Source organism: Aeromicrobium senzhongii (assembly GCF_014334735.1).
GTDB lineage: Bacteria > Actinomycetota > Actinomycetes > Propionibacteriales > Nocardioidaceae > Aeromicrobium > Aeromicrobium senzhongii.
The window spans coordinates 2,769,215-2,792,018 of the sequence record NZ_CP060587.1 but is presented as its reverse complement, the minus strand read 5'-3'; the positions used below and the strand labels follow the sequence as shown (position 1 = coordinate 2,792,018).

At 70.8% G+C, this 22,804-nt stretch carries 18 protein-coding genes; 10 read left to right on the top strand and 8 right to left on the bottom strand.

Annotated features, from left to right (window positions below; all coding sequences use genetic code 11):
* Window positions 1-127 precede the first annotated feature (127 nt).
* Entirely contained in the window at window positions 128-1,108 is a 981-nt protein-coding gene (locus H9L21_RS13730; protein WP_154596444.1) for a prenyltransferase/squalene oxidase repeat-containing protein, read from the top strand.
* Window positions 1,109-1,192: 84 nt separating this feature from the next.
* Here H9L21_RS13730 and H9L21_RS13725 read toward each other — a convergent pair whose 3' ends face one another.
* Genes H9L21_RS13725 through H9L21_RS13715 form a run of 3 tightly spaced genes read right to left on the bottom strand, consistent with a single transcriptional unit; the run spans window position 1,193 to window position 5,509 of the window.
* Window positions 1,193-2,341: a zinc-binding dehydrogenase gene (locus H9L21_RS13725; RefSeq protein ID WP_154596445.1), complete on the bottom strand. Its 1,149-nt coding sequence runs from the start codon at window positions 2,339-2,341 to the stop codon at window positions 1,193-1,195.
* Window positions 2,338-3,810 (bottom strand): flavin-containing monooxygenase, encoded by a 1,473-nt coding sequence (locus H9L21_RS13720; RefSeq protein WP_154596446.1) that lies wholly within the window; start codon window positions 3,808-3,810, stop codon window positions 2,338-2,340. Before H9L21_RS13720 ends, H9L21_RS13725 begins: the two co-directional genes overlap by 4 nt.
* Before the next feature lie 55 nt (window positions 3,811-3,865).
* Window positions 3,866-5,509 carry a GDSL-type esterase/lipase family protein gene (locus H9L21_RS13715; RefSeq protein WP_154596447.1) on the bottom strand — a complete coding sequence of 548 codons (1,644 nt, stop codon included), beginning with the start codon at window positions 5,507-5,509 and terminating at the stop codon, window positions 3,866-3,868.
* Between the two features lie 77 nt (window positions 5,510-5,586).
* Between H9L21_RS13715 and H9L21_RS13710 the strand changes: the two genes are divergently transcribed.
* The 7 genes from H9L21_RS13710 to H9L21_RS13680 all read left to right on the top strand — a co-directional run bounded on the left by H9L21_RS13710 (window position 5,587) and on the right by H9L21_RS13680 (window position 13,954).
* On the top strand, window positions 5,587-6,216 hold the full coding sequence (locus tag H9L21_RS13710) for a class I SAM-dependent methyltransferase (RefSeq protein WP_255467070.1): 630 nt from the start codon (window positions 5,587-5,589) through the stop codon (window positions 6,214-6,216).
* A 123-nt stretch (window positions 6,217-6,339) separates the two neighbouring features.
* The gene (locus H9L21_RS13705; RefSeq protein ID WP_154596449.1) at window positions 6,340-6,807 is read left to right on the top strand and encodes a PTS sugar transporter subunit IIA; all 468 of its coding nucleotides are present in this window, start codon (window positions 6,340-6,342) and stop codon (window positions 6,805-6,807) included.
* On the top strand, window positions 6,804-7,076 hold the full coding sequence (locus tag H9L21_RS13700; protein ID WP_154596450.1) for a PTS sugar transporter subunit IIB: 273 nt from the start codon (window positions 6,804-6,806) through the stop codon (window positions 7,074-7,076). The genes H9L21_RS13705 and H9L21_RS13700 overlap by 4 nt, the downstream gene beginning before the upstream one ends.
* A gap of 32 nt (window positions 7,077-7,108) precedes the next feature.
* Window positions 7,109-8,608, top strand: coding sequence for a PTS ascorbate transporter subunit IIC (ulaA, locus tag H9L21_RS13695; protein ID WP_154596451.1), 1,500 nt, complete (start codon window positions 7,109-7,111; stop codon window positions 8,606-8,608).
* Window positions 8,609-8,740: 132 nt separating this feature from the next.
* Window positions 8,741-11,329 carry an ATP-dependent chaperone ClpB gene (clpB, locus tag H9L21_RS13690; RefSeq protein WP_154596452.1) on the top strand — a complete coding sequence of 863 codons (2,589 nt, stop codon included), beginning with the start codon at window positions 8,741-8,743 and terminating at the stop codon, window positions 11,327-11,329.
* 129 nt (window positions 11,330-11,458) lie between these two features.
* Window positions 11,459-12,469: a hypothetical protein gene (locus H9L21_RS13685; RefSeq protein WP_154596453.1), complete on the top strand. Its 1,011-nt coding sequence runs from the start codon at window positions 11,459-11,461 to the stop codon at window positions 12,467-12,469.
* A 63-nt stretch (window positions 12,470-12,532) separates the two neighbouring features.
* A complete protein-coding gene (locus tag H9L21_RS13680; protein ID WP_154596454.1) occupies window positions 12,533-13,954 on the top strand; it encodes an NAD(P)/FAD-dependent oxidoreductase in 1,422 nt (473 codons plus the stop codon).
* Window positions 13,955-13,968: 14 nt separating this feature from the next.
* On the opposite strand, the gene H9L21_RS13675 is transcribed toward H9L21_RS13680, so the two are convergent.
* Window positions 13,969-14,718: a helical backbone metal receptor gene (locus tag H9L21_RS13675; RefSeq protein WP_154596455.1), complete on the bottom strand. Its 750-nt coding sequence runs from the start codon at window positions 14,716-14,718 to the stop codon at window positions 13,969-13,971.
* A 25-nt stretch (window positions 14,719-14,743) separates the two neighbouring features.
* On the opposite strand from H9L21_RS13675, the gene menB reads away from it, so the two are divergent.
* Together menB and H9L21_RS13665 are read left to right on the top strand one after the other, a co-directional pair.
* Complete coding sequence (gene menB, locus H9L21_RS13670) at window positions 14,744-15,565, top strand: 1,4-dihydroxy-2-naphthoyl-CoA synthase (RefSeq protein ID WP_154596456.1); 822 nt, start codon at window positions 14,744-14,746, stop codon at window positions 15,563-15,565.
* Window positions 15,566-15,666: 101 nt separating this feature from the next.
* Window positions 15,667-18,891, top strand: a complete 3,225-nt coding sequence (locus H9L21_RS13665; protein ID WP_154596457.1) for a M14 family metallopeptidase — start codon at window positions 15,667-15,669, stop codon at window positions 18,889-18,891.
* Between the two features lie 17 nt (window positions 18,892-18,908).
* On the opposite strand, the gene H9L21_RS13660 is transcribed toward H9L21_RS13665, so the two are convergent.
* From H9L21_RS13660 to H9L21_RS13645, 4 genes are read right to left on the bottom strand one after another with little or no spacing between them, the layout of a single operon-like run.
* Window positions 18,909-19,706 carry an ABC transporter ATP-binding protein gene (locus H9L21_RS13660; protein ID WP_187411578.1) on the bottom strand — a complete coding sequence of 266 codons (798 nt, stop codon included), beginning with the start codon at window positions 19,704-19,706 and terminating at the stop codon, window positions 18,909-18,911.
* On the bottom strand, window positions 19,703-20,743 hold the full coding sequence (locus H9L21_RS13655) for a FecCD family ABC transporter permease (RefSeq protein WP_154596458.1): 1,041 nt from the start codon (window positions 20,741-20,743) through the stop codon (window positions 19,703-19,705). The genes H9L21_RS13660 and H9L21_RS13655 overlap by 4 nt, the downstream gene beginning before the upstream one ends.
* Complete coding sequence (locus tag H9L21_RS13650) at window positions 20,740-21,771, bottom strand: FecCD family ABC transporter permease (RefSeq protein ID WP_187411577.1); 1,032 nt, start codon at window positions 21,769-21,771, stop codon at window positions 20,740-20,742. The genes H9L21_RS13655 and H9L21_RS13650 overlap by 4 nt, the downstream gene beginning before the upstream one ends.
* A complete protein-coding gene (locus H9L21_RS13645; RefSeq protein WP_222865794.1) occupies window positions 21,768-22,787 on the bottom strand; it encodes an iron-siderophore ABC transporter substrate-binding protein in 1,020 nt (339 codons plus the stop codon). The genes H9L21_RS13650 and H9L21_RS13645 overlap by 4 nt, the downstream gene beginning before the upstream one ends.
* Window positions 22,788-22,804: the final 17 nt, after the last annotated feature.

The window sequence follows — 22,804 nt, the reverse complement described above, 5'->3', positions numbered from 1 at the left end:
TCCTCGGTCGCCCCGCCTCCCTTCGTCGCCCCGCTCACCGCCCCCCTTCCCACTTTTGGAACTCGTTCCACCTTCTTGGGTCGCGGGAACGTGGATCCGTTTCCAAAAGTGGCGAGAGGCGGGCGCGGTGACGCCCACCGAGGCCGCCTCCACGGCGAAGTGGATCGCGTCCGTCCAGCTGTCCACCGGCGCGATCCCGTGGTTCGAGGGCGGTCACCTCGACCCCTGGGACCACGTGCAGGCCGCGATGGGTCTGGCCACCGAGGGCTTCGTCGACGAGGCCGTCGCGGCCTACGACTGGCTGCGGCACGCCCAGCGTCCCGACGGGTCGTGGGGACGCAAGTACTGGCCCGGCTCGAACGACGACGGCGTCGAGGAGCCCGAGACCGACGCGAACTACTGCGCCTACGTCGCGACCGGCCTGTGGCACCTCGAGTTGCTCGGGGTCGACGCGCGGTCGTTCTTCGAGATGCTCGAGCGAGCCGTCGACGTGGTCCTGGAGCTGCAGGTCGGCGACGGCCCGATCGCCTGGGCGCGCGGCGTCGACGGCAAGGTGGCCGACGAGTGCCTCGTCACGGGCAACGCGAGCATCGCGTTCAGCCTGCGCTGCGCCGCCCGTCTGGCCGAGCGGTGGGGCCACCCCCGTCCGCACTGGCAGCACGCGGCCGAGGCGATCGCCGACGCCCTGACGCACCGCCCCGAGCTGTTCACGCCCAAGCCGCGGTTCTCGATGGACTGGTACTACCCGGTCATGACCGGCGTCCTCGACGGAGACGCGGCCGCCGCGCGCCTCGACGAGCGCTGGGACGAGTTCGTCGTCCCCGGCTTCGGCACGCGCTGCGTCACCGTCAACCCGTGGGTCACCGGCGGCGAGACGCTCGAGCTGGTCCTGGCGCTGGTGCGCGCCGGCCGCACCGACGCGGCCGCCGCGCTCTACGCCGACATCGCGCACCTGCGCGACCCGGACGGCGCCTGGTGGACCGGCCTGGTCTACAACGACGACAAGCGCTGGCCCGTCGAGCAGTCCACCTGGACCGCCGGCACCGCGCTGCTCGCCCGCGACGCCCTCACCGGCACCACGCCCGCTGCCGGGTTCATGGGTCGCTGAGCGGGGCGTCGGTTTACCACGGTCCCGTGGTAAACCGACGCCTCCCCGGGGAAACTTCCCCAGGGAGGCGCCAGTTTGCCTCGGTCAGCGCGACGGATCGATGAGGATCTTCGCGTGCTTCTCGGGATCGGCGAGGTCGTCGAACGCCTGCGCCACCTCGTCGAGGCCCACCACGCCCGTGACCAGCGGCGAGGCATCGACCTTGCCGGAGGCCACCAGGTGCAGGGTCTCGCGGAACTCCGCGGGGTCGTAACAGAACGAGAAGATCAGGTCGATCTCCTTGTTGCTGGCCATCGTCGGACGGAAGGTGTCGGGCTCCATGCAGACGCCGACCACGACCACGCGCGAGCGGAACGGCGCGTGCGTGACGATGTCCTCGATGACGCCGGGGACGCCGACGCACTCGAACACGACGGGGCCCCGGGGCACGGCGCCGGCCTTCTCGGCCGCGCGCATGACGCGCCACCACGGGATGCCGGGCACCTTCTGCAGCAGGTGCATCGCGTCGATCGCCTCGCCGAACAGGCCGGTCGCGGTCGTGTGGTGCTTCTTCGGTCGGTCGTACGCCTCCCACGGCGACTGCTCGGCGGGATCGACGACGATCGTGGCGCCGCACCGCCGGGCCAGCTCACGGCGTCCCGCGGAGTAGTCGCTCGCCACGATCGTGCGCACGCCCGCCGCCTTCAGCATGCAGATGACCGCCAGCCCGATGGGGCCGCAACCGATCACGATGGCGACCTCCTTGCGACCGACGCGACCGCGGCGGACAGCGTGGTGTGCGACCGCGAGCGGCTCGGTCAGGGCCGCGAGATCGACGTCCATCCCCTCGGGGACCGGCATCGTCATGTCCTCGGCCGCGATGACGTACTCGGCGAAGCCGCCGGGCGCGAGCTCGGACAGGCCGGTCATGTGCACCTGGTCGCCATGACGCAACACCGGCAGGGTCGCGACGAGCGTGCCGACGTCCCAGCGGCCGCGGGTCCTCGGCCCGTAGGAGACGACCTCGCCCACGAACTCGTGGCCCATGACGACGTGGTGGTCCTGGCGCATGAAGTGGTCGTAGCCGACCTCGCGCGCCACGTCGGCGCTGGCGTCGCTGTGGTGCCGGGCGTGCAGGTCCGAGCCGCAGATGCCGCAGCGGACCACGCGCAGCAGGACCTGGCCAGCACCGGGGACGGGTTGGGGCAGGTCCACGACGTCGAGGACGCCCTCGTGCGAGCTGACGGCCCTCATGCGTCGACCCCCGCGCGCGCCGGAGCGGTGGTCCACGACAGCCCGTCGTCGAGATCGGCTCGGTTGGTCGACCAGGAGTCGACCAGGAAGTTCTGCTTGAACGACCAGGGGTACGAGCTGGTGGCACGAGGCATGAGGTGCGCGCCGCGCTGCAGGTAGCCCGATTCCATGTCCATCAGCGGTGTCGACACCGAGGCGCCGGGGAAGACCGGCACGACCGACGTGGCCCCGGAGTCGATCAGTCGCCGCAGCACCCGGGCGACCAGGCGCGACGTCAGGTCCGAGCGCATCGTCCACGACAGGTTGATGTAGCCGACGCAGAAGGCGAAGTTGGGCAGGCCGGTGAGCATCGCGCCGTGGAACGCGAAGGACTCGGCGGGGTCGCGCAGCTCTCCGTCGACGGTCAGCCTCGCGCCGCCGAGGATCTTGATCGACAGGCCGGTCGCCGTCACGACGACGTCAGCGGGGACGACGGTGCCGTCCTCGAGCCGCACGCCCTCCTCGACGAAGCGGTCGATCCGGCCGGTCACGACCGAGGCGTCGCCGGACTTGATCGAAGCGAAGATGTCACCTTGCGGCGTGACGCACAGGCGCTGGTCCCACGGGTCGTACGGCGGGCTGAAGTGCTGCTCGGCGATCTCGGCCGAGCCCGTGCCGGCGGCGACGCCCTTCAGCAGGACCTTGCGCATCGTCCGCGGGGCGCGCTGACAGGCCTGGAACAGGGTCCACTGCAGCAGCATGTTCTTGGTGCGGACGACGTGGTGCGCCACGCGCGGCGGCGCCACCTTGCGGACGACGTCGGCGATCGGGTCGCCCTTCGGCTGGGCCAGCAGATAGCTCGGCGTGCGCTGGAGCATCGTCACGTGCTCGGCCCGCTCCGCCATCGCGGGCACGATCGTCACGGCGGTCGCTCCACTGCCGATCACCACCACCTGTTTGCCCGCGTAGTCGAGGTCCTCGGGCCAGAACTGCGGGTGGACGACGGTGCCGCCGAAGTCCTCCAGGCCGACGAATCCGGGATCGTACGGCTCGTCGTAGTCGTAGTAGCCCGTGCAGGCGATCAGGAAGCGCGTCGTCCATGTCTCGGGTCCGTCCGGTCCGTCGATCTCGACGGTCCAACGGCCCTGCTCCGACGACCAGTCCGCCGCGTCGACCCGGCGCCCGAAGCTGATGTGCCGGTCGATGCCGGACTCTCGCGCCGTGTCGTCGAGGTATTCCAGGATCTGGTCGCCGTCCACGATGGAGTCCTTGCCCCGCCACGGGCGGAACGGGAACGCCAGCGTGAAGAAGTCGGAGTCGGAGCGGACGCCGGGGTACCGGAACAGGTCCCACGTGCCGCCGATCCGCTCGCGTCGCTCGACGACCGCGTAGGACAGCTCGGGGCAGGCTTCCTGGATCCGGTGGGCCATGTTGATGCCGGACAGGCCGGCTCCGACGATCAGGACGTCGACGTCACGCTGCGCATTCATGGACTGATTGTGGCCTGTGTCACGTCGAGTACGACGCAGGCCCCGCCCGCGGGTGTCAGGCGATCGTGGCGCGGCGGGTCAGCAGGGCGCGGTTCTTGCCCCGACTGTGCGGCGCATTGAGCGCCTTGACCTTCACCGTGGCGGTGCCCCGGCGCAGGCCCGGCGTCGCGATGCGGTGCGAGAAGCCGAACCGGGTCGCCTTCGCCGTCCGGGTCCAGGTGCGCCGCCCCTGGGTGACGGTGACGCGGATCCGGGTGCCACGTCGCTCGGCGTCGGTGTCGACGGCCCGGCCGCTGACGACGACGGCGCGGCGGTTGGCCTTGACCGAGGTGACGACGCCGCGCGGGCTGCCGTCGGTGGGCTTGAAGCGCAGGAATCCCCGGGGGCGCGAGGCGCCGCTGTACCGCACCGACCGGAACCGCCCGGTGCTCGTGACCTCGCTGACGTCCACGACCGTGTTGTCGGCCGAGACGCGCTGGACGAGGCCGACGTGTCCCTGAGCGGAGGGAGCCACTCCGGGCGGCGCGGTGGGCCACCAGGCGATGTCGCCGGGCTTGGGGTGCGCGGTCTGGACCGCGCTGCGCGACCGCACGGCCTCCGAGCGCCAGGCCTTCGCCGAGCCCGCCTGCAGGACGGGGGCCGGTCGGCCGCTGGTGGTGAGCGCGTGCGCGACGAAGTGGCGCGGGCTCGGTCCGGCGACGCCCCACACGCGCTTCGGCGCCTTGGCGTAGGTGAAGGTCCGCACGCCGGCCGCCTTGCATGTCCTCAGGCTCTGGCAGCGGACGCGGCCCTGGGCGGTCGCGACGGCGCCCGAGCGCTTGCCGCGCGACGCGATGGCGACGGCCACGTCGGAGGCCTTCAGGGTGCCGGTGCCCAGGGTTTGCGCGCCGTGGGCGTTGGGGTGCACGCCGTCGGTGGTCTGGGCCTTGGGCAGGGCGGCGAGCGGGATCCACGAGAATCCGTGGCTCCGGGCGAGGCTCTCGTAGAGCGAAGCGACCGCGGGGTGCTGGTTGCTCTGCAGCGAACCCCAGGCCGTGAGGACGTAGACCTTGGAGCGGGCGACGCCGTTGCGGTCGGCCTCCTGGGCCAGCCGGGCGAAGTACGAGGTGGCCAGACGCTGGCGCTTCAGCGGATCGACCGCGACGCGCCGGGTGCCGGCGCAGTCCCAGATGTCGTTGCGTCCGACCTCGACCATGATCACGTCGGGGCGGGTCAGCGACACCTTGCCCAGTCGGTCGCCGAAGGTCGAGCCCGTGCAGACCCGCCCGCCACTGCCGCCGCCGCGGGGAACGATCCCGGAGCCGGCCTCGGCGCTGACCATGACCTCACGAGGATTCATGCCGGCGCCCTCGGCCACCCAGGCCCACCAGGCCTTGATGCGGTTCGAGCCGGCGGTGGCCCGGTAGCGGCCGGGAGCGGAGATCGAGTCCCCGAAGACCAGGACGCGCGGGGCGGACGGGCCCGGGGCCGTCGGGTCGGGCACGATCACGTCGCCCCCGCCTCCGCCGGTGCCGCCGTCGATCGGGGTGGGGACGGGCGGAGCGGTGGTCGCAGGGCTGGTGGGAGTGACGACGGGCGCGGCCCCGTCCCCGGTGGACGGGTCGGTCTCGTCGGCGGTCGCCGAGGCGACACCGGGGGCCATCATCAAGGAGGCCGCCACGGCGAACGTGGCGGCCCACGTCATCACGCGTCGACTCACCGGTCGATCGTACGTGACACTTGAGTCACACCTGCCACAAACGCGGATTTCTGCCCGGGGCCCGTAGGATGCGCCGGGTGAACGCACTCCCCGAGGACCTTGCCCGCATCGCCGCCGACGTGCGGGGCTTCCTGCCCGACGTCGAGGCACAGGCCCTGCGCGACGCCGCCGCCGAGCACGTCACGGCCGGGGGAGTGATCGTCGAGATCGGCACCTACTGCGGCAAGTCGACGGTCCACCTGGGCCACGTCGCGCGCCAGGCCGGAGCCACGCTGGTCACGATCGACCACCACCGCGGGTCCGAGGAGCACCAGGTCGGCTGGGAGTACCACGACGCCTCGTTGGTCGACCCCGAGACCGGAGCCTTCGACACCCTGCCGGTGCTGCGCCGGACGCTGTGGCACGCCGGCCTGGAGGACGTCGTCGTCCCGATGGTCGGCCGCTCGTCGACGATCTCGTCGTGGTGGCGCACCCCGGCCGATCTGGTCTTCATCGACGGCGGTCACACCGAGGAGGCCGCCCAGGCCGACTACGCCGGATGGGCGCCGTGGGTGCGCCCGGGCGGCGCCCTGGCGATCCACGACGTCTTCCCCGATCCGAACGACGGCGGGCAGGCGCCCTTCCACATCTACGAGCGCGCGGTGAGCGACGGCTTCGTCGAGATCGGCCACACCGAGAGCCTGCGCGTCCTGCGCCGCCCCGCCTAGAGCTGCGGAGTCGGGGGCCGCCGCTTGGGGCAGGGTGATATATGCCTAGTGTTAGGCAAAAGAGCTGAGGAGCGCGGTACGCTCCGAACACCCGCCGCCCGGCGGCCACCCGAGAGGCGACTCATGACACTCTCCGACGAACTGACTCCGGACGCGATTTCGGTCGGGGCCCACGCAGAGGACTGGCGCGACGCCGTCCGGCAGGCGGGGGCCCTGCTCACGGCCACCGGGGTCACCACCGACGACTACACCGACGAGATGATCGCGACCGTCGAGAAGCTCGGTCCGTACATCGTGCTCGCGCCGGGCATCGCGCTCGCGCACTCGCGCCCGTCCCCGGCCGTCCAGCGCGCCGGCATCTCGTGGCTGCAGCTCGCCGAGCCGATCGAGTTCGGGCACGAGAAGAACGACCCCGTCTGGCTCGTCGTGGCGCTCGCCGCGCTCGACCACGACGGACACATCGGGCTCATGTCCTCCCTGGCCGCCGTGCTGGGCGACACCGAGCTCCTCGACACCTTGCGCGACGCCGACTCCCCGGCGCGCGTCCTGGAGATCCTGACAACAACCGGCAACGAAGGGCCAGCGTCATGAAGATCGTCGCAGTGTGCGGAATGGGCATCGGAACCTCGGTGCTGCTCAAGATGAACGCCGAGAAGGCCCTGCGTGCCCTGGGCAAGGACGCCGACGTGGAGGCTGCCGACATCGGCACCGCGCGCGGCGCCGCCCGCACTGCCGAGGTCGTGCTCACGTCGGCCGAGCTCGCCCCCGAGCTCGGTGACGTGCCCGCGAAGGTCGTGATCATCGACAACTTCATGGACGTCGCCGAGATCACGGAGAAGCTGACCCCGCTCGTCTCCTGATCGGAGCGGCGGCCAACAAGGAGAAAGTGAACATGGACTGGTTTGTCGACGTACTCGAATTCATCGGGCAACAGATCCTCAACGTGCCGGCGTACCTGATCGGCATCATCACGGCGGTCGGCCTCATCGCGCTGAAGCGCTCCAGCGGACAGGTGATCGGTGGCGGCCTCAAGGCGGCGCTCGGCTTCCTGATCCTCGGCGCCGGCGCCAACGTCGTCGTGGCGTCCCTCTCGCCGCTGGGTGACATCATCCTCGACGTCACGGGTGCCCAGGGCGTCATCCCGACCAACGAGGTCATCACCGCGATCGCGTCGGAGAAGTACGGAGCTCAGAGTGCGTACGTGCTCGTGCTCGGCTTCCTCGTGATGCTGGCGCTGGCCCGTTTCACGCCGTTGCGCTACATCTTCCTGACCGGTCACCACATGGTCTTCATGGCCCTGATGCTGACGGTCGTGCTCTCGGTCGGCCTCGACGACAAGAACGACTGGGTCGTGGTCATCGTCGGCGCCCTGCTGCTCGGCGCGATCATGGTCGTGATGCCGGCGTTCGCGCAGCCGTGGACCCGCAAGATCACCGGTGACGACTCGCTCGCGATCGGCCACTTCGGCACGTTGGGCTACATCGCCGCCGGTGCGGCCGGCCAGGCGGTCGGCAAGAAGAGCCGCTCCACCGAGGAGATCGACTTCCCGCAGGGCCTCAAGTTCCTGCGCGACTCGATGGTCGCCACCGCCCTGTCGATGGTCCTGATCTACGAGGTCTTCGTGGTCTGGGGCCTCATCGCCAGCCCGGACACCACCAAGGAGATCCTCGGCTCGCCCGATGCCGGTGCCGCCGTCATGGCCGGTCTGGCCCAGGCGCTGCAGTTCGGCGTGGGCGTCGCGATCATCCTCTACGGTGTCCGCACCGTGCTCGGTGAGCTCGTCCCCGCCTTCCAGGGCATCGCCGAGAAGGTCGTCCCCGGTGCCAAGCCGGCGCTGGACATCCCGATCGTGTTCCCGTTCGGCGCCAACGCCGTGCTGATCGGCTTCCTGTCCTCCTTCGCCGGTGGACTGGTCACGCTCGGCCTGCTGGCCCTGTGGCTGGAGCCGGCCTTCGGCCTCGCGCTGATCCTGCCCGGCATGGTGCCCCACTTCTTCACCGGTGGTGGCGCGGGCGTCTACGGCAACGCGACCGGCGGTCGCCGCGGCGCCGCCGTCGGCGGCTTCATCAACGGCGTGCTCATCACGCTGCTGCCGGCGCTGCTGCTCAAGGTCTTCGGGGAGTTCGGCTTCTCGAACTCGACCTTCGGCGACGCCGACTTCGGCTGGTTCGGCACGCTGCTGGGCACGAGCCTGTTGGCCGGCGCGGGCGTGGGCATCGTGCTCTGCGTCCTCATCGGCGTGGTGCTCGTGGTCGCGGCCTCGATCTTCCAGGTCAAGGTCGTCGACGCGGGCTGGAAGCCCGGCGCCCACCGCGACGAGCTCCTCGCGCAGGAGGACGCGGCTGCTGCTGCCGCCGCCGCCGCCGACAAGGAGCCTCCGGCCACGGAGTGATCCGCTGCTCCACGAAGGCCCGTCCCGTGAGGGGCGGGCCTTCGTGCTGTCCGGTGGCTCCGGTCCGCGAGCGGAGGAAAAAATCTCGGACTTGAGTGGAATGGACTCAACTTTGGACGCGTTGACATTGACATGGACCTGAACCACTTCACCACGCGCAGTCAGCAGGCTCTCGCTGCCGCCATGCAGCAGGCCGCTGCGGCCGGCAATCCCGCAGTGGAGCCGGCTCACCTCCTTTCCGCACTCATCACCCAGCAGGGCGGCACGGCCGCTCCGCTGCTGTCCGCCGCCGGCGCCGACCCCGCGGCCGTCGAGCAGGAGCTCGAGGCCGTTATCGGTCGACTGCCCAGCGCCAGCGGCTCCACGGTCGGCAATCCGCAGCTCGCCCGTGCCTCGCACGAGGTGCTGCAGCGCGCGATCGACCTCGCCTCCGAGCTCGGTGACGAGTTCGTCTCCAGTGAGCACCTGGTCGTGGGCATCGCCACCGTCACCGGCCCGGCGCAGCAGGTGCTGGCGTCCCACGGCGCCACCCCCGACACGCTGAAGGCCGCCTTCGAGGCCGTCCGCGGCGGCGCCCGCGCCACCAGCCAGGACGCCGAGGACCAGTACCAGTCCCTCGAGAAGTACGGCATCGACCTGACCGCGCTCGCCCGCGAGGGCAAGCTCGACCCGGTCATCGGCCGCGACTCCGAGATCCGCCGCGTCGTGCAGGTGCTGAGCCGCCGCACCAAGAACAACCCCGTCCTGATCGGCGAGCCCGGCGTCGGCAAGACCGCCGTCGTCGAGGGCCTGGCCCAGCGCATCATCGACGGGGACGTCCCCGAGTCCCTGCGCGGCCGTCGGCTGGTCAGTCTCGACCTCGGCGCGATGGTCGCGGGCGCGAAGTACCGCGGCGAGTTCGAGGAGCGACTCAAGGCGGTGCTCTCCGAGATCAAGGAGAGCAACGGCCAGATCGTCACGTTCATCGACGAGCTGCACACGGTCGTCGGCGCCGGCGCCACGGGCGACTCGGCCATGGACGCGGGCAACATGCTCAAGCCGATGCTGGCCCGTGGTGAGCTGCGCATGATCGGCGCGACGACGCTGGACGAGTACCGCGAGTCGATCGAGAAGGACGCCGCCCTCGAACGCCGCTTCCAGCAGGTGTTCGTGGGCGAGCCCAGCGTCGAGGACACGATCGCGATCCTGCGCGGCCTCAAGGAGAAGTACGAGGCGCACCACAAGGTCGAGATCGCCGACTCGGCCCTCGTCGCCGCCGCGACGCTGTCGCACCGCTACATCCCGGGTCGTCAGCTGCCCGACAAGGCCATCGACCTGATCGACGAGGCCTCCAGTCGGCTGCGCATGGAGATCGACTCCAGCCCGGTCGAGATCGACGAGCTCCGTCGCTCCGTGGACCGGCTCAAGATGGAGGAGCTGCACCTGCAGAACGAGAAGGACGAGGCCAGCCAGGAGCGGCTCGCCACCCTGCGCCAGGAGCTGGCTGACCAGCAGGAGAGTCTGCGTTCGCTGGAGCAGCGGTGGGAGGCCGAGAAGGAGAGCCTCAACGCCGTCGGCCGCATCAAGCAGGGCATCGACGAGGCCCGCATCGCCGCCGAGCGCGCCCAGCGCGAGGGCGACATGGACACGGCGAGCCGCCTGCTCTACGGCGAGATCCCTGCGATGGAGCGCCAGCTCGCGGACGCGCAGGCCGCCGAGGAGTCGGCGTCCTCCGACCGCATGGTGCACGAGGAGGTCGGCCCCGACGACATCGCCGAGGTCGTGGCCTCCTGGACCGGCATCCCCACGGGCCGTCTGCTCGAGGGCGAGACCGAGAAGCTCCTGCACATGGAGGACGAGCTCGGCAAGCGCCTGATCGGCCAGAAGCCGGCCGTGCGCGCCGTCTCCGACGCCGTGCGGCGAGCCCGTGCCGGCGTGTCCGACCCGGACCGTCCGACCGGCTCGTTCCTGTTCCTCGGCCCCACGGGTGTCGGCAAGACCGAGCTGGCCAAGTCGCTGGCCGACTTCCTGTTCGACGACGAGCGCGCCATCGTGCGCATCGACATGAGCGAGTACTCCGAGAAGCACTCGGTCGCGCGCCTGGTCGGTGCGCCTCCGGGCTACGTCGGGTACGACGAGGGCGGTCAGCTCACCGAGGCCGTGCGGCGTCGCCCGTACTCGGTCGTGCTGCTCGACGAGGTCGAGAAGGCCCACCCCGAGGTCTTCGACATCCTCCTGCAGGTGCTCGACGACGGTCGTCTGACCGACGGCCAGGGCCGCACGGTGGACTTCCGCAACGTCATCTTGATCCTGACGTCGAACCTCGGCTCGCAGTTCCTGGTCGATCCGGCCCTGGACGACCAGGAGAAGCACGAGAAGGTCATGGAGATCGTCCGGATGGCGTTCAAGCCGGAGTTCCTCAACCGGCTCGACGAGGTCGTCATGTTCGACGCGCTCGGCGTCGATGACCTGACCCGGATCGTCGACCTGCAGTTGGACGCCCTGGCCAAGCGGCTCGCTCCGCGCCGGATCACGCTCGACGTGACCCCGGCCGCGAAGGAGTGGCTGGCGCTGACCGGCTGGGATCCGGCCTATGGCGCCCGTCCGCTGCGCCGGTTGGTGCAGCAGGCGATCGGCGACCGGTTGGCCCGTGAGCTGTTGGCGGGCGAGGTCCGCGACGGCGACACCGTGCTGGTCGACCGCGAGCCCGACGCCGACGAGTTGGTCGTGCGCCGCGCCTGACCGTTTACCACGGTCCCGTGGTAATTCCGCGCCTCCCCGGGGAAACTTCCCTGGGGAGGCGTCGGTTTACCACGGTCCCGTGGTAAACCGCGTCCGGCGGTTCAGGAGTGATCTGGTTGGATCGGAGTCATGTCCACGCCCAGGCCCCGGTCCGTCACCCTCGCCTGCGTGTACGGCGGTCTGGGCGGCATCCTGGCCGCCTTCTCGCTGTACGGAACGCTCCAGAACTGGGGCTCCATCGAGATCCAGGAGTCGCTGCGCTCGAGCCTCGAGCCGATCGGCGCCGACGCCGATGAGATCCTGCCGATCCTGCGCTGGATCTGCATGGGACTGCTCGTGGCCGCCATCGCGGCCACCGTCTTCTCCTTCTACGCCTCCCGCGGACACCAGGCCTCCCGGATCGGTCTGACCGTCCTGGCCGGGTTCGCCGCGGTCGGCTTCCTGCTGACCGGCGTGGGCGGTGTGCTGCCCGCGATCCTGGGCATCCTGGTGGTCTATCTGCTGTGGACGGCCCAGGCGCGCGAGTGGTTCGCGGTCGTCAACGGCCGCACCCCGTTGTCCCTGGGCACCACGCCCTCGGTCCCCACGGCGGGAGCCGCTCAAGGGTCGGCGCCGGCGCCGACCTCCGCGCCCGGCGGCCCCCAGCCGCCCCCGTACGACCCCACCCAGCATCCTCAGCACATCCAGCAGATCACCGTTCCCGTGGCGGGAGCCCGGCCGCGTTCGGTCACCGTGGCGCTGCTCGTCTCGGGCATCGGCTCGCTGATCGGTGCCGCGGCCTCCGGGCTGGTGCTGCTGGCCCTGGTCGCGATGCGCGACGAGGTCGTCAAGCAGTACGAGCAGAACGACCTGCTGCGCGACCAGCTCAAGTCCGCCGGGGTCACCGCCACCGAGATGGTCACCCTCGGCAGCTGGTTGTTCGGCGGGTGGCTCGTGGTGTCCCTGTTGGGCCTGGTCGCGACTGCGTGGGCTGCCAGCGGGCATCGGCTCGGCTGGTGGGCGCTGGTGGTTGCCAGCGTCGTCACGGCGGGTTCCGCCGCGCTCGGACTGCCGGTCGGAATCGTCTGGATGCTGGGTGCGATCGTCGTGATCTTCCAGCTCTCCAAGCCCGAGGCGAAGGCCTGGTTCCACCGCGCGTGACGGGGGTCATACCCCTGATCCCCTCCCGTGAAAGCACGGAAATCGCTCAGTAGACTTGAGCGTATGGCTCAGGTCCGCGCTTCCTATCGTCCGCACGTCGTCGTCGTCGGAGGCGGATTCGGCGGGCTCGCCCTGGTGCGCAAGCTGGCGCGCACGGACGTCGACATCACCCTGATCGACCGTCACACGTACAACACCTTCCAGCCGCTGCTCTACCAGGTCGCGACGGCCAGCCTGAACCCCGGCGACATCACCTGGTTCCTGCGCGCCGTGCGCGCCAAGCAGGACAACGTGCGCTTCCTCAAGGGCACCGTCTCCCAGGTCGACCACGATGCCAAGTCGGTCATGCTCGAGGGCAACATCACGGTCAAGTACGACTACCTCGTCCTGGCCAACGGCGTGACGGCCAACTACTTCGGCATCCCCGGTGCCGAGGAGTTCGCGATGCCGCTGTACCGCCGCTCGCAGGCCCTCGCGCTGCGTGACCTGCTCTTCGCCAACCTCGAGAACGCCGCGGTCAACGGTCAGGACCGCGACCTGCGCGTCGTCGTCGTCGGTGGCGGCGCGACCGGCGTCGAGACGGCCGGCGCCCTGGCCGAGATGCGCAACCTCGACATGCCCACGACGTATCCCGAGCTCGACCAGCGGCGGGTCCACATCTCCTTGGTCGAGATGGGCGAGCACGTGTTGGCCCCCTTCCACCCGAAGCTGCGTGAGTACGCCAAGAAGGAGCTCATCAAGCGCGGCATCGACCTGCGCCTCAAGACGGCCGTGAAGGAGGTCCGCCGCGACGGCGTCCTCATCGAGAACGACGGCAACCAGGAGTTCCTCCCGGCCGGCATCGTGGTCTGGGCCTCCGGAGTCGCGGCGCACGGCGTCGTCAAGGACTGGGGCGTGCCCCAGGGTCGTGGCGGTCGCATCGAGGTCGACGAGCACCAGCGGGTGCGCGGCGTGGAGGGCGTCTTCGCCATCGGCGACATCTCGGTCAACCCCGACTCGCCGCTGCCCCAGTTGGGCCAGCCCGCGATCCAGGCCGGCAAGCACGTCGCCAAGGTGATCACGGCGCAGGTCTCGGACGGTCGCATGCCCAAGCCGTTCAAGTACTTCGACAAGGGCACGATGGCCACGATCGGCCGCGCCTCCGCGATCGCGCAGGTGCGCTACCTGCCGCGCCTCAAGGGCTTCCCGGCCTGGTTCATCTGGGTCACCGTCCACGTCGCCCTGCTGTTGGGCAACCGCAACCGCTTCGCGACGATGACGAACCTCTCGCTGAAGTACCTGCTGTGGCGCAGCCACAACGCGATCGTCGGCGAGACCCCGTACGTGATCGCCAACGAGCCCAAGGTCGTCTCGGGCGCCGACATCGAGCCGGTCCCGGCCAAGAAGGTCGCGCGCGCGAACCGCAAGGCGATCTCCAAGAAGGCGCAGGTCCGCAAGGCCGCGGCCCAGCAGACCATCGACGAGATCGACGAGCCCCGGCCCTGATCAGCCGGTCCTGATCAGGCCAGCGCGGCCGCGAGATCCTGCCGCGCGGTCAGCAACGACGGTCCGTACCAGGTGAGCGCCCGGCCGCTGCACAGCGCCGTCGGCACCGTGCTGAACGCCTCGGGGCCGTCGTCCGCAGTGAACACATAGGGCTCGTCGGGCAGCAGCACGAGGTCGAGGTCGCCCGCGTCCAGCGCGGCGACGTCCACGTGGGGGTACCGCTCCGGCGCCTCGGCGAACGCGTTCGCCAAGCCGAGTCGGCGCAGCAGGTCACCGGTGAAGGTGTCGCGCCCGACGACCATCCACGGGTCCCGCCAGATCGCGACGGCGACACGGCGCCCGCTCGTCTCGGCCGGCTCGGCCCAGCGGCGCTCGGCCTCGACCAGCCACGCCGGCACGCCCCAGCCGAGTGCCTCGTCGAACAGTCGTCGCATCGACGCGAACGCCTCGTCCAGGGTTTCGATGTCGGTGACCCACACCGGGACGCCTGCCTCGCGGAGCCGGCGCACGTCCAGCTCGCGGTTCTCCTCCTTGTTGGCGATCACGACGTCGGGGGAGAGGGCGCGGATCGCCGCGAGGTCGGGGTTCTTGGTGCCGCGCACGCGGGGAACCGCCAGGTCGGCAGGGTGGGTGCACCACTGGGTCGCCCCGACGAGGGCGTCCGGCCGGGTCGCGGCGATCGCCTCGGTCAACGAGGGGACCAGGCTGACGACGCGCCGCGCGGGCTCGTGGAGGGCGACGTGGAAGCCGAGGTCATCGTGCATCGGCGCCCAGCCTAGGGTGGAAACCATGACTGAGTGGACTGCCTCCGGCGACTGGACCGACATCCGTTACGAGACGACGCAGGACGGGATCGCGAAGATCACGATCTGTCGTCCCGAGGTCCACAACGCCTTCCGCCCGCAGACGATCCAGGAGATCTCGCGTGCCCTGTCGATCGCGCGTGACGACGAGTCGGTGGGCGCCATCATCCTGACCGGCGAGGGCGAGAAGGCCTTCTGCTCCGGCGGCGACCAGCGCGTGCGCGGTGACTCGGGCTACAAGTCCGACGAGGGCGCGACGGGCCGCTTCGACGTCACCGACCTGCACGTGCAGATCCGCCGCACGCCCAAGCCGATCGTCGCGATGGTGGCCGGTTGGGCCATCGGCGGCGGCCATGTCCTGCACCTGGTCTGCGACCTGACGATCGCCGCCGACAACGCCCGCTTCGGCCAGGTCGGCCCGCGCGTCGGCTCGTTCGACGGCGGCTACGGCGCCAGCATCCTGTCCGACCTCGTGGGCCCGAAGAAGGCCAAGGAGATCTGGTTCCTGTGCCGTCAGTACGACGCGCAGGAGGCCCTGGACATGGGTCTGGTCAACACCGTCGTGCCGTTGGCCGAGTTGGAGGCCGAGACGGTGAAGTGGTGCCGCGAGATGCTCGCCCTCTCGCCGTGGGCGCTGCGGCTGTCGAAGATGAGCTTCCACGCCCACGAGGACGGGTACGCCGGGATCCAGCAGCTGGCCCACGACGCGAACCTGCTGTTCTACGGCCAGGCGGAGGCCCAGGAAGGGCGCGACGCCTACAAGGAGAAGCGCACCCCCGACTTCACGCAGTTCCCGCGCCGTTCCTGAGGTCGGCTCTTCCCACGAGCGGTTGACCGGGGTCACAATCGAGGAACCGCCCCGGCCCGGGGCGCAGGTCGGCCCCGGACCCGCTCGAAGGGAACCCGATCGTGCGCACTCCTCGTCTGTTTGCTGCCGTCGCCGGTGCCTCGCTCCTCGTGACGGCCCTGGGAGCCGTCCCGGCCACCGCCGAGGACCCGGCTCCTCCGGGCCCCGGCGTCAAATCGGCGCCGGAGGCCAGGACGCCCGGTTCCCTCACCGCCCGGGCGGCTCGGGCCGCGGCGGCGGAGGAGGAGCCCGAGGGCGCGCTGGCGATGCCCCGGTCGTATCCGGTGCAGCCGAAGCTGCACGTCTACCCGCAGCCCGACCGTGACGCGGCGGACCTGGCCGACCTCACCGGGTACGACGACATCGCCCCGCGCCTGCAGGCGGCGATGCGCACGTCCGACCGGGTCTCGACCCAGATCGTGGGCGAGTCCACGGAGGGCCGCCAGCTGTACCTCGTGACGGTCACCGCGCCGGAGGAGCAGGACGAGACCTCCCAGCAGACCGCGTGGCGCAAGAAGATCCGGACGGCACCCGAGGCGGCTGCGGCCGATGCGGCGCTGAAGAAGGGCTACAAGACCCCCGTCTGGATCACCGCCAACATCCACGGCAACGAGTGGGAGGGCACGGACGCAGCCCTGGACTACATCGAGCAGCTCGCGTCGGCCCCGTGGAACGACGTGAAGGGTCTGTTGCGCGGGCACCGGCTCTACTTCACGGTCGTGCTCAACCCCGACGGCCGGACGCTCGGTCAGCGCCCCACGGCACTGAATCTCGACGAGAACCGCGACATGATCACGAACACGACACCGGAGTCGACGTCCTTCGTCCGGACGGCCCACGCCGTGCAGGCGCTCTATGCGGCCGACTTCCACGGCTACACCGGCGTGCTGCAGGTCGAGCCCTGCGGCCCGCCGCACGGTGACGACTACGAGTACGACCTGTTCATCCCGCACGGGTACGCCGCGGCGCTGCAGATCGAGAAGGACGTCGTCGACGCGCGGATTCCGGGCAACACGTACTACAACGTCGTCACCGGCGACGTCGTGGACGAGAACACGGGGCCCGACACCGCGCACATCGCGATCCCCTACCGCGACACACCGACCGGCTGGGACGACTACCCGCCGATCTTCACGGCGCAGTACGCGGCGTTCACGGGGGCGGTCACCTCGACGGTCGAGCTGCCGATCTCCCGCCCGAACTCCTCCAGCCAGTCGCCGGCGAACGCGGTCGTGAACCGAGCGGTGGCCCTGAGGACGATGCAGAGCCTCGTCGACTACGTCGCCGACCACGACGCGGCGATGCTGGCCGACCAGGTGGAGTTCTTCCGCCGGGCCAATGTCGGGCAGGAGCGCGTGGCGCTCACCGAGGCGAACATCGCCGCGGTGCCCGGACCCGACCAGTGGAAGCCGCTGTGGGACGCCTCGGACGACCAGGTTCCGGTGCAGTACCCGCGCGCCTTCGTGATCCCGATGGGTGCGGACCAGCGCTCGGTCTCGGATGCGCGCTTCCTCGTCTCACGGTTGCTCCTGCACGACATCGCGGTGCGTCGCCTGAACGCCGCGGCGACGTGGGACGGCACGAGGTATCCCGCCGGCTCGTACGTCGTCGACATGCACCAGCCCAAGCGGAACCTGGCGCACTCCCTGCTGGCGACGGGCTCGGACATCTCGAACCATCCGGGGATCCTCGCGATGTACGACGTGTCCGCCTGGAGCTGGGGACGGTTGTGGGGCGCCGACGTCGCTGCCGTCGGCACGACGGGCGTCGGGTCGCTGCCCGCGAGCACCGACGTCGTCTCCGCGGAGAAGGACGGATCGGTCCCGCGAGACGCCTCGCACCTCACCTTCGAGCTGGCCGGCGTCGACGACTTCCGTGCCCTGAACCTGCTCATCGGGGAGTACGGGGTGAGCGCCTCGCTGTTGGCGGACGGTTCGGCGATCCTCGCTGCGGGAGAGAAGACCCGCCTCGCGGTGGAAGCTGCCGCGGCCGAGTTCGACGTGGACTTCACCCGCGCCACGGCGGCGGAGCTGGCCGAGCTCTCCGACGCAGCGACCAAGGGTCTCAGGGAGCCGCGCATCGCCTACGCGGGCAACCAGGACGACCTGCTGTCGCTGACCCATTTGGGCTTCTACGACCTCCGCCGGGTGGACGCCGTGGCCCTCACGTCCGACCCGGACGCCCTCGACGGGGTCGACGTGCTCTGGCTGGGCGCCGGGCTGAACTTCACGGGGGCACAGGCTGCCGGCCGCGCCGCCGTCCAGGAGTTCGTGGACGGCGGCGGCGACATCGTGGGCCGGTCCGCGAACGCCTTCAACACCGCGAAGGCGTTCGGCGCCATCGATGGCACGGCGGTCACGGGCAACGGAGCCGGCAACGGCATCGTCGCGGTGGACACCGCTGCCGATGGTGTGTTGGCGCCGTATGCCCAGTCGCACGCGTTCGTGTATCCGGCGGCGTGGTTCACGGACCTGCCCGCGTCGGTCAAGACGGAGCAGACCTACGCGACAGGCAACCCGCTGGTGGCCGGCCACTGGCGCGACACGACCGGGACCGACGGTCCCGCGAGTGCCGCCGGCCGGGCCGCCGCGGTGTCCGCCTCGACGCCGGAGGGCACCAACGCCTTCATCTTCGGCACGGCGCCGTTCTTCCGGACGCACACGAAGGGCGGTCAGAGTCAGGCGGCGCGGGCCATCTTCTGGGCCGCTCCCGAAGGGCGACGTGTCCCGGCTCCGATCTCGACCACGACGACCCTGAAGGTCCCCGGTTCGGTGACCTACCCGCGCTCGATCAACGCTCGGGTGACCGTGCGCGCCGCACGGGGGACGCCGGAGGGGAGGGTCGAGATCCGCGAGGGATCGAGGGTCCTCGCGACCCGCGACCTGGGACCGTCCGGGTCGGTCACGGTGCGGGTGGCGCGGCTCAGGCCGGGATCCCACGCCCTGCGCGCCGTCTTCGTTCCGACGGAGGGCACGGCTTTCCTCAACTCGACCTCCGCCGCGAGCACGGTCAAGGTCGCCAAGGCGGCGTCCCGGACGACGGTCAAGGCCAAGGCGCTCGGCCAGGGCAAGGTCCGGGTCGCGGTCACGGTGAAGTCCGGTGCGGGCACGCCCACCGGCACCGTCCGGGTCAAGGTCGGGTCGAAGACCCGTCTGGTCAAGCTGAGGAACGGCAGGGCCACGGTCACGATCAAGGTCGCCAAGGGCAAGCGTTCGGTGACGGCTCGGTACGCCGGCTCGAGCCTGCTCAAGCCCAGCGCGAAGGGCGTGACCGTCCGGGTGCGCTGAGCCGTGGAACCGTCGTCTCAGGCGCTGACGTGGTGCCGGCCCAGCGGCAGCACCAGGGGGCGACCGCTGATGGGGTCCTCGACGACGCGCGCGTCGAGGCCGAAGACGATCTTGACCGTCTCCTCGGTGAGGACCTCCTCGGCCGAGCCCTGGGCATGCACGGCGCCATCGCGCACGGCGACCAGGTGATCGGCGTAGCGGGCGGCGAGGTTCAGGTCGTGCAGGACCATGGCGATGGTGGTGCCGCGCGAGCGGTTGAGGTCGGTCAGCAGGTCCAGCACCTCGATCTGGTGGCAGACGTCCAGGAACGTCGTCGGCTCGTCGAGCAGCAGCACCTCGGTCTGCTGGGCCAGGGAGAGCGCGATCCAGACGCGCTGACGCTGCCCGCCGGAGAGCTCGTCGACGACCCGGTCGGCCAGGTCCAGCACGCCCGTCGTCTCCAGGGCCTCGGCGACGATCTCGTCCTCGGCAGCGGTCCAGCGCGCGAAGGTGCGCCGGTGCGGGTGGCGGCCCTGGGCCACGAGCTCCGCGACGGTGATGCCCTCGGGGGCGATCGGCGACTGGGGGAGCAGGCCCAGGTGGCGGGCGACCTCCTTGGTCGCCATCGTGTGGATGTCCTGCCCGTCGAGCAGGACGCGGCCGCGCTCGGGCGTGAGCAGGCGCGCCATCCCACGCAGCAGGGTCGACTTGCCGCACGCGTTGGCGCCGACGATGGTCGTGATGCGTCCGGCCGGCAGGGACAGGCTCAGGTCGGAGACGATCGTGCGGTCGCCGTACGCCAGGGTCAGGGCCTCGGTCGTCAAGGTGGTGGTCACAGGGAGCCTCCCGTGCGCTGGGTGCGAATGAGCAGGTAGATCAGGAACGGCGCTCCGAGCGCACCGGTGATGACGCCGACGGGATACCGCGCGTCGAAGGCGTACTGGCCGATGAGGTCGGCAGCCAGGACCAGGGCCGCCCCGACCAGGGCGGACGGCACCATGAGCGAGCCACGGTGGCCGACCAGTCGCGTCGCGATCGGACCGGCCATGAAGGCGACGAACAGGATCGGGCCGGTCGCCGCGGTCGCGAACGCGGCGAGGGCCACGGCCACCAGGACCAGCAGCCGCCGCGTCGTCTCGACCGGAACGCCCAGTCCGGCTGCGAGGTCCTCGCCCAGGCGCAGCAGCATCAGCCGCCGGCCGAGCAGCAGCAGGACCGGCGTCAGCACGACGAAGGGGATGGCGACCAGAGCGACGCCGTCCCAGTCGGCCAGGTTGAGGCTGCCGTTGAGCCACCGCATGGCGCGGCTCAGGTCCCACTCGTTCGCGTAGACCAGCAGGTAGGCGGTGACACTGTTGAGCATCGCCGCGATGCCGATGCCCACGAGGATCAGGCGCGTGCCGACGGCGGCGCCGCTGGACGCCAGGGCGTAGATGACGGCGGCGGTCGCGACGCCCGCGGCGACGGCGCCGAGTGAGACAGCCAGGCCGCTCAGGCCCAGGACGACGATCGCGAAGAGGGCGGCGGCGTTGGCGCCGTTGGTGATGCCGATGATGTCGGGGCTGGCCAGCGGGTTGCGCAGCATCGTCTGGAAGGTGACGCCGGCCAGGCCGAAGCAGGCGCCGGCGACCGCGGCCAGCGTCGCCCGGGGAAGGCGCAGCTCGCCGACGATGAAGGAGGCACCCGGGACGAATTGGCCGGTCAGCACCTTCCACACGTCGCCGGGCGAGTAGATCGGCGTGCCCACGGACAGCGAGACGAGGAACAGGACGGCGACCAGGACGGCCAGGCCGGCGATCGCGAAGCGCGCACGGCGGGCGCCGTGCATGCGGACGGCGCGGACGGTGGCGGTGGTCGTGCGGTTCGCGGTCATGCCCGGGCTCCCCGGCCACGCAGGACGACCCACAAGAAGACGGGTCCACCGATGAGGGCCGTGACCACGCCGACGTCGATCTCGCCGGGGCGCCCCAGCACGCGCCCGGTGACGTCGGCGAGGGTGAGCAGGGCGGCCCCGGTGACGGCGCAGATCGGCAGCAGCCAGCGGTGGTCGGCCCCGACGAGCTGACGGACCAGGTGCGGCACGATCAGGCCGATGAAGCCGATCGGCCCGGCCAGCGCGGTCGCGCTGCCGCACAGGATGATCGCGCCGGTCGCGCCGCCGAGGCGGGTCCGGGTGACATGGACGCCGAGCCCGGCGGCGGCATCGTCGCCCAGCGCGAGGATGTTGAGCGACCGGGCGGCGAGCAGGCACACGGCCGCGCCCACGAGCAGGATCGGCAGGACCATCAGCGTGTCGTGGTTGTCTGCGCGTCCCACGCTGCCGACCTGCCAGAAGCGGAAGACCCGCATGACGTCGATGCGCGGCAGCAGGATCGCGCTCGACAGCGACGTGAACGCCGCGGTGGTGATGGCGCCGGCGAGCGCGAGCTTGAGCGGCGTCGGTCCGCCGATGCCCAGCGAGCCCACCGCGTAGACGAAGACGGCGGCCAGGGCAGCGCCGGCCAGCGCGAAGACGATGTAGAGCGGCATGGTGGCCGCACCGAAGAAGGCGATGGCGATCACGACGAGCAACGAGGCGCCGGAGTTGATGCCCAGGATGAAGGGGTCGGCGAGGGGGTTGCGGGTGACGGCCTGCAGCACGGCGCCGGCCATGGCCAGGGCCGCTCCGACGACGATGGCCAAGATGGTGCGCGGGACGCGCGAGCGGACGGCGGCCGAGGTGACGTCGTCGGAGTCGGTCGTCAGGGCCGTCCAGACCTCACCGAGGCTGACCACCCGTGCACCGAACGCGACCGAGAGGAACACGGCCACGGCCAGCGCGATCAGGCTGACCAGCAACCACCACGGGGGACGCCGCGTCCTGGCGGCGTCCCCCACGGTCGGTTCGAGCGTTGCGGTCACTTCACCTTCGAAGAGGCATCCGCGAGCAGCGCGACGTAGTCGTCGAGCATCCACGGGATCGAGAGGGCCGACGGCGACACGGCCGCGGCCAGCGGGGTGTTGTCCTTCAACAGGGCGACGGATCCGCGCTCGATCGCGGGGATCTTGCCGACCAGCGGGTGGGCCTGGGCCTTCGTGAGGGCCGCGGCGTCGCCGTAGCCCACGAAGACGTCTGCACCGGCGAGCTCGTCGGCCTTCTCGGAGCTGACCTCGAGGAAGAACTGGTCGGACGACTCCGAGGCCTTCGTGACGAAGTCCGGCGTCGAGAAGCCGAGGTCGTTGAGGAACGCCGCGCGGGTGTCGAAGGCGGTGTAGTAGCCGACCTTGCTCAGGTCGGTCGGGTCGATCCAGCTCATCACGGCCGTCTTGCCCTTGATCTGCGGGTGCTTCGCGACGGCGTCGGCCATCTGCTGCTCGAGGTCGGCGATCAGCTGCGTCGCCTGGTCGGTCTTGCCCAGCGCCTGGCCGGTCAGCTTGATGGCGTCGCGCCACGTGGTGCCCCACGCCTCGTCGGGGAACGCGACGGTCGGGGCGATCTTGGAGAGCGTCTCGTACTCCTCCTTCGTCAGGCCGGAGTTGGGCGCGAGGATCAGGTCGGGGCTGGTCTGGGCGACCGCGGCGGCGTCGATGCCTTCGGTCTCGTCGAACAGGACGGGAGTCTCGCCCTCGAGCTCGTCGATCTTGTCCTTGACCCACGGGTGCAGCCCGTCGGTGTCGTCGTCGCCGTACGTGGCCTTGGGCATGCCGACCGGCACGACGCCCAGCGCGAGGGCGGTGTCCTGGTTCGACCAGGCGACGGTGGCGACGCGCTTCGGCTCGCTCGTGATCTCGGTCTTGCCCAGGGCGTGCTCGATCGTGACGGGGAAGTTCTCACCCGAAGCCCCCGAGGCTTCGTTCGAGTCGTCGGAGGAGGAGGAGCCGCAGGCGGCCAGGCTGAACGCGAGGGTCGCGGCGGCCAGCAGGGGTGCGAGGCGCACGGTAGTGCCTTTCGATG

What these genes read in the sequence shown, in the direction of transcription:
- H9L21_RS13725 (WP_154596445.1), bottom strand. Translation starts at nt 2,341, where the DNA reads ATGAGGGCCGTCAGCTCGCACGAGGGCGTCCTCGACGTCGTGGACCTG.
- H9L21_RS13720 (WP_154596446.1), bottom strand. Translation starts at nt 3,810, where the DNA reads ATGAATGCGCAGCGTGACGTCGACGTCCTGATCGTCGGAGCCGGCCTG.
- H9L21_RS13705 (WP_154596449.1), top strand. Translation starts at nt 6,340, where the DNA reads ATGACACTCTCCGACGAACTGACTCCGGACGCGATTTCGGTCGGGGCC.
- H9L21_RS13700 (WP_154596450.1), top strand. Translation starts at nt 6,804, where the DNA reads ATGAAGATCGTCGCAGTGTGCGGAATGGGCATCGGAACCTCGGTGCTG.
- ulaA (WP_154596451.1), top strand. Translation starts at nt 7,109, where the DNA reads ATGGACTGGTTTGTCGACGTACTCGAATTCATCGGGCAACAGATCCTC.
- clpB (WP_154596452.1), top strand. Translation starts at nt 8,741, where the DNA reads ATGGACCTGAACCACTTCACCACGCGCAGTCAGCAGGCTCTCGCTGCC.
- H9L21_RS13685 (WP_154596453.1), top strand. Translation starts at nt 11,459, where the DNA reads ATGTCCACGCCCAGGCCCCGGTCCGTCACCCTCGCCTGCGTGTACGGC.
- H9L21_RS13680 (WP_154596454.1), top strand. Translation starts at nt 12,533, where the DNA reads ATGGCTCAGGTCCGCGCTTCCTATCGTCCGCACGTCGTCGTCGTCGGA.
- H9L21_RS13675 (WP_154596455.1), bottom strand. Translation starts at nt 14,718, where the DNA reads ATGCACGATGACCTCGGCTTCCACGTCGCCCTCCACGAGCCCGCGCGG.
- menB (WP_154596456.1), top strand. Translation starts at nt 14,744, where the DNA reads ATGACTGAGTGGACTGCCTCCGGCGACTGGACCGACATCCGTTACGAG.
- H9L21_RS13655 (WP_154596458.1), bottom strand. Translation starts at nt 20,743, where the DNA reads ATGACCGCGAACCGCACGACCACCGCCACCGTCCGCGCCGTCCGCATG.